Genomic DNA, 4,846 nt, shown 5'->3' with positions numbered 1-4,846 from the left:
GCGGGGCTGTTCATCGTCGCGATGATCGCCTTATCTGCCGTGGTCGCTGCCGTTGAGTCGATTCGCCGGTTCTTCAATCCTCAGCCGCTGGATAATCTCGGTTGGGTGCTGGCCGCCGGGCTGATCGGTTTTGCTGGCAATGAGCTGGTGGCGATCTACCGGATCCGAGTCGGACGGCAGATCGGTTCCGCTGCCCTGGTTGCCGATGGCGTCCATGCCCGGACCGATGGATTCACCTCGCTGGCGGTGGTGCTCGGCGTCGCTGGGGTCTGGCTTGGCTTCCCGCTGGCGGATCCGATTATCGGTCTGCTCATTTCCGCTGCGATCGGGGTGCTGCTGTGGGGAACGGCCAGGGACATCGGCCGCCGTCTGATGGACGGGGTGGACCCTGTCCTGATGGACCAGGCAGAACAGGCCATCGAGCCATGTGCACCAGGGGGTTCGGTCCGCATGCGTTGGATGGGACATAAACTCCACGTCGAGGCCTCCTTTCCTGCCACGTCGTCGTCGGTGGGCGCGGTGCAGGAGCAAGGCCGTGCGGTGGAAGCCGCGCTACGGGCAGGTGTCCCCCACGTTGGTTCGGTGCTGACTATCCCTGTCTGGACCACTCGTGAACCGAACGCACCGGCGGCAACATCCTGAATCCCCGAACCGCACAGTCGCATTGTTAGAGCAGGAGATTCAGATGCCCCGCCCGTTCCCGGCCGCGCAGGCCACTCTCCCGCGCGGGTACACGTTCGAGGTCACTGCTGATGCGCTGGAAATGATCGGCGTCTTCGGTGGCACCCTGCACTGCTACCAGGGGCCCGGCGGCTGCCGCTCACAGGGCCTGTACTTTTCCCTTGTCCTGCCACGCAAACCGGTCTTCAGCGCACTCTCCCCCGTGCCCGAGACCGAAGCGGACGGGCAGCGAATACCAACCAGTAGCGCCGCCGACCAGCGGCATGATTTTTCGGCTATCAACCTCAGTGTCAGCAGCGACCTCGCCCCGAAAATCCACGGAGGCGTGCTGGACTTTGGGGACTACAACAACATTCAGCGGTTCATCTGGCTGACCATGCCCGCCGCCAAGGGCCCACGGTGCACCTGCCGCAGATCCATCGCCGCCCCTGCGGGAAAACGGTCTCCCTGCCTGGACGATCAACGCCTCGGGCTCAGCAACCTATGAACAAGAACGAGGCTGAAAATGCTTGAGTGGTGGCAGACCATCCTCACGTCCCTGGGGGGAATCGCAGCCCTCTATGCGGTGCTGTTGGTCCTGCTCTGGGTCTACGCCCGGAATCATCCGCAGACGCTGGGCATGAAGGATGCGCTGAGGCTGGTGCCGGACCTCCTACGGATGATCAAATCCCTCGCCGCCGACAAATCCGTGTCCCCGGTTGTCCGTGTGGAGTTGGTCCTGCTTCTGGTCTATCTGCTCTTGCCCATCGATGTGGTTCCGGACTTCTTTCCAGTGATCGGCTACGCGGACGATGTAATCGTTGTCGCCGTGGTGCTGCGCTCAGTTCTGCGCCGGACCGGACCGGACGCTTTGGCCAAGCACTGGCCGGGCAGCACCGAAGGGCTACAACTCGTGATGAAACTTGCCGGAACTGGAACTGGAACCGGAACCCGGTAACCGGTTCTCTCGCGAACAACTGGGCGGCACCGCGCTGCACGGAACATGGCCGGCGATACCCACAGTCACTGCGTCTCACCGCCTGCTAGTTCCCGGGCGTAGGCTGCCCACCAAACGCCGCACAGCGGCCATGAAGACGGAGTTGATGACCCGGTGTCAGACGAAATGAGCAAAAACCCCGGTCCGGACGGAGCGCCGCCCGACGGTGAGATCCATGATGATCGCTTCGTCGGCGGCCAGGATCTGACCGAATGGGGCACGCCGCCGGGGCGGCTCCTTGCCCGCTGGGCGCACCGGATCAGTGGTCTGCTGGGACCGCATGCCGCGCTGATCCTCACCCATGTTCTCGGTGCGCTGATCGCTGTTCTCCTCACCGTCGCCTCGACGGAAATCTACGAAGCGGTCACCGAGGGAGACGGCGTCGCCGCCCTGGACCATCCGATCCTGGACGCAGCACAGACCCTGAGGTCGCCGTGGCTGGACACAGTGGTGACCGCTTACACGAACCTCGGCGGACCGATCGGCATGCCGATCCTCGCACTCACGACCCTGGGTATCCTCACCGTCCGGCGCCGGTCATGGACACCGGGCATCCTGATCGTGACCGCGGCAGCCGGCTCCCTGCTGATGACCATTGCCGGCAAGCAATCCATCGGACGCTCCCGCCCGGCACTGACGGAGGCCGTCCCACCCTATGAGTATTCGGCGTCCTTCCCCAGCGGCCACTCCCTCAATGCCGTCGTGATAGCCGGGGTTGTGGCTTACCTGCTTATCCTGCGGCAGACGACCCGCCAGTCCAGAATTCTCACGACGACCGCGGCCGCCCTGTTTGCTGTCACCATGGGCTTGAGCCGGGTGTTCCTGGGCCATCACTGGTTCACGGACGTGCTGGTCGCGTGGACCCTCGGTGTTGCGTGGCTGGCCCTGGTCATCACAGCCCACCGTCTATACCTGACGGCCCGGCACCGCGACACCGTCAATCCCAGCGGTTCCACGGAGGACACGGCAGGGCCGGCGCCGTCGGATCCGGAACGTCCGTAACGAGGTCCGCCTTTACAGGGTCGAGTCGTGGATGTGGCGGGTGGAACGTCCTTCACCCTCACGGATCCTGTTTTCCACCTCGGTATGTGGTTCCTGCGACTGGGCGCTGGCCGCATCCGAAGGAGCACCGACTACCGGTGAGACCGCCCCTGCCGGGGCGCCGGAGATAGCGGGTTGATTCTGGGCTGTCGATGACTGGATCTGGTGATGGCCAGGCTGGAAGTCACCGGCCAGGGCTGCGCCGGCTCCGGCGAGGTTCAATCCGACGACCAGGGCGAGGATGAGAGTCTTCCTACCTGCTGGGGTCTTGCGGGTTTCCTGCGTGCGTCGCATGTCGATCGACTTTCTATGCCGGTGTCACTGTCTTTTCCGTTCGGCTTCATCTTCACCCATGGTTCCTGAGACGCAGCTGAGAAGCAGTCCGCGTGGGTGAACGCCCGAGAAGGGGACCCCGAGTATTCCGTTGGTGTAAGGCACTGGTCAGGAGGTCATCAGTCTTGTTCCTGCACCGGAGTTTCATCGCGAGGTGACGGGACGTGGCGGGCGGCCGTCCACAGGGCGGCGATGGTGAACGCCCAGAGCGATCCTGCGGCCCAGGCAAAGACGGTGTCGGTGGGTTGCTGAACTGCAGGGTACAGGTGGCTTAGGACGATCAGCCCGCCGGTGGTTATCAGTCCGGCGAGGGTGAGCACTTTCGATGTCCATGAGTGTTCGTGGCCGATGAGGAACCAGGCGGTCGTGGTGAGGATGGCAGCTGAGATCAGTGTTGTGCCCGCGGGACTGAGCAACGAGATACCGAGCTGACTCGAGTGGATTGGGTTGGGGGTCCCAGCCACGGCCAGGTGTCCGGCTGCGGTGATCACGACCGCGCCACCGGCGGTGATCGCCCCGGGCACAAGAACGTTTGAAAGGCCGCTGCGTGGGAGCACGGCGGTGGTGGCGATGATGATGGCGGTGATCGCTGCCGGATGCCCGAGGACGGCGATCACGGCCATGATGGCGGTGAATTCGTCGTCTTGATGGTCGAGGAACCAGGAGAGAACCGGTTCGTTGATTCCGCGCAAGGCCAGCCCGGTGGCAGGAACACGGCTGAGCAGGGTATACCCGGCGGAGAACAGGACCACCGTAAGCAATACGCCACCGACCGTGATGAGCCCCTGCCGGGTGTTCAGTCCGGACGCCGCCGTGCGGGTGGCCGAGGTGAGCGCGGCCGCGGGGCGGGATGTACGCAGTTTGTGGACCTGCTGCTGGGTCCAGACGTTGTTGCGCACCGCGAACCGTACCAGGAGCGCGATCAGCAGGAATCCGGCAAGGACGAACGTGAGGATGAGGCTGGCCCTGCCCAGGTATTGCTCGACCGTCTTATAGGACTGCCCGGCGAAGTAGCCCAACAAGACCACGGTGGTGGCCCAGATGGTGCCGCCGATGCTGTTATACAGCAGGAAGGTGCGATACGGCATGCGTCCCATTCCCGCCAGCGCGGGCACCAGTGCGCGCAGCAGCCCCACCCAACGTCCGATCAGAACCGCGCTGCCCCCACGCCTGACCAGGAACTGTTCACCTTTGACCCAGCGTTCAGCCCCGACAAACCGCCCGACGCGGCTGTTTTTCAGTCCCGGCCCGAAGCGTCTGCCGATTTCATAGCCCACGGAATCCCCCGTAATAGCGGCGAGGATCGCCACGGTGAGCATAATCCAGATGTTGATATGACCCTGGCTGGCGATCACCCCGCCGATGAACAGCGCGGTCTCCCCCGGCAGGACCAGCCCGATGAACGCGGCGGCCTCACCGAACGCGAGAGCACCGATGATGACGTAAACCAGCGGCCCGGACAGGGACATGATGAAATCGATGACCTGTGTCATGTGGCATCGTCCGAGGATGGTTTATTCTCAGCATCCAGAAGCAGGGCGTGCCGGGTATCTGCTGTGTCTTGTAGTGGGACGGTGATGCGGAAGCGGGTGTGACCCTCGGGTGTTTCGGTGGCGTGGATGGCGCCGCGGTGCATGTGGAGGATTTCCCTGCTGATGGCAAGGCCGAGGCCGCTGCCGCCGCTTTCTCGGGTGCGGCTGGCATCCAGGCGGACGAACCGGTCGAAAATTTTCTCGCGCTGGTCGGCGGGGATGGTATCGCCGTCGTTATCGACGGTGATCACCGCTGCACGGTTGATGGTGGTGACGTGGATAT

Annotated in this window: 7 protein-coding genes; 4 read left to right on the top strand and 3 right to left on the bottom strand. The window is 63.8% G+C overall.

Features of this window, described 5'->3' with window-relative positions; all coding sequences use genetic code 11:
- The 4 genes from X803_RS21450 to X803_RS18890 all read left to right on the top strand — a co-directional run.
- The coding region (locus X803_RS21450) for a cation diffusion facilitator family transporter (RefSeq protein ID WP_156930030.1) at window positions 1–642 on the top strand (642 nt) is incomplete at its 5' end.
- Window positions 643–685: 43 nt separating this feature from the next.
- Entirely contained in the window at window positions 686–1,168 is a 483-nt protein-coding gene (locus tag X803_RS0109090; RefSeq protein ID WP_026544900.1) for a hypothetical protein, read from the top strand.
- A gap of 18 nt (window positions 1,169–1,186) precedes the next feature.
- Window positions 1,187–1,618 (top strand): DUF1232 domain-containing protein, encoded by a 432-nt coding sequence (locus X803_RS0109085; RefSeq protein ID WP_026544899.1) that lies wholly within the window; start codon window positions 1,187–1,189, stop codon window positions 1,616–1,618.
- 165 nt (window positions 1,619–1,783) lie between these two features.
- Window positions 1,784–2,659 carry a phosphatase PAP2 family protein gene (locus X803_RS18890; RefSeq protein ID WP_051470612.1) on the top strand — a complete coding sequence of 292 codons (876 nt, stop codon included), beginning with the start codon at window positions 1,784–1,786 and terminating at the stop codon, window positions 2,657–2,659.
- A 12-nt stretch (window positions 2,660–2,671) separates the two neighbouring features.
- Here X803_RS18890 and X803_RS0109075 read toward each other — a convergent pair whose 3' ends face one another.
- The 3 genes from X803_RS0109075 to X803_RS18880 form a co-directional block, all read right to left on the bottom strand.
- Window positions 2,672–2,992: a hypothetical protein gene (locus X803_RS0109075; protein ID WP_026544898.1), complete on the bottom strand. Its 321-nt coding sequence runs from the start codon at window positions 2,990–2,992 to the stop codon at window positions 2,672–2,674.
- A gap of 158 nt (window positions 2,993–3,150) precedes the next feature.
- On the bottom strand, window positions 3,151–4,524 hold the full coding sequence (locus X803_RS21035) for a DedA family protein (RefSeq protein WP_051470611.1): 1,374 nt from the start codon (window positions 4,522–4,524) through the stop codon (window positions 3,151–3,153).
- The coding region (locus X803_RS18880; protein WP_035778424.1) for an ATP-binding protein at window positions 4,521–4,846 on the bottom strand (326 nt) is incomplete at its 5' end. The genes X803_RS18880 and X803_RS21035, both read right to left, overlap by 4 nt.

The organism is Arthrobacter sp. 35/47, from assembly GCF_000520475.1.
Taxonomy (GTDB): Bacteria; Actinomycetota; Actinomycetes; order Actinomycetales; family Micrococcaceae; genus Arthrobacter_D; species Arthrobacter_D subterraneus.
The sequence above is the reverse complement of the archived record's forward strand: the minus strand, read 5'-3'. Positions and strand labels throughout refer to the sequence as shown.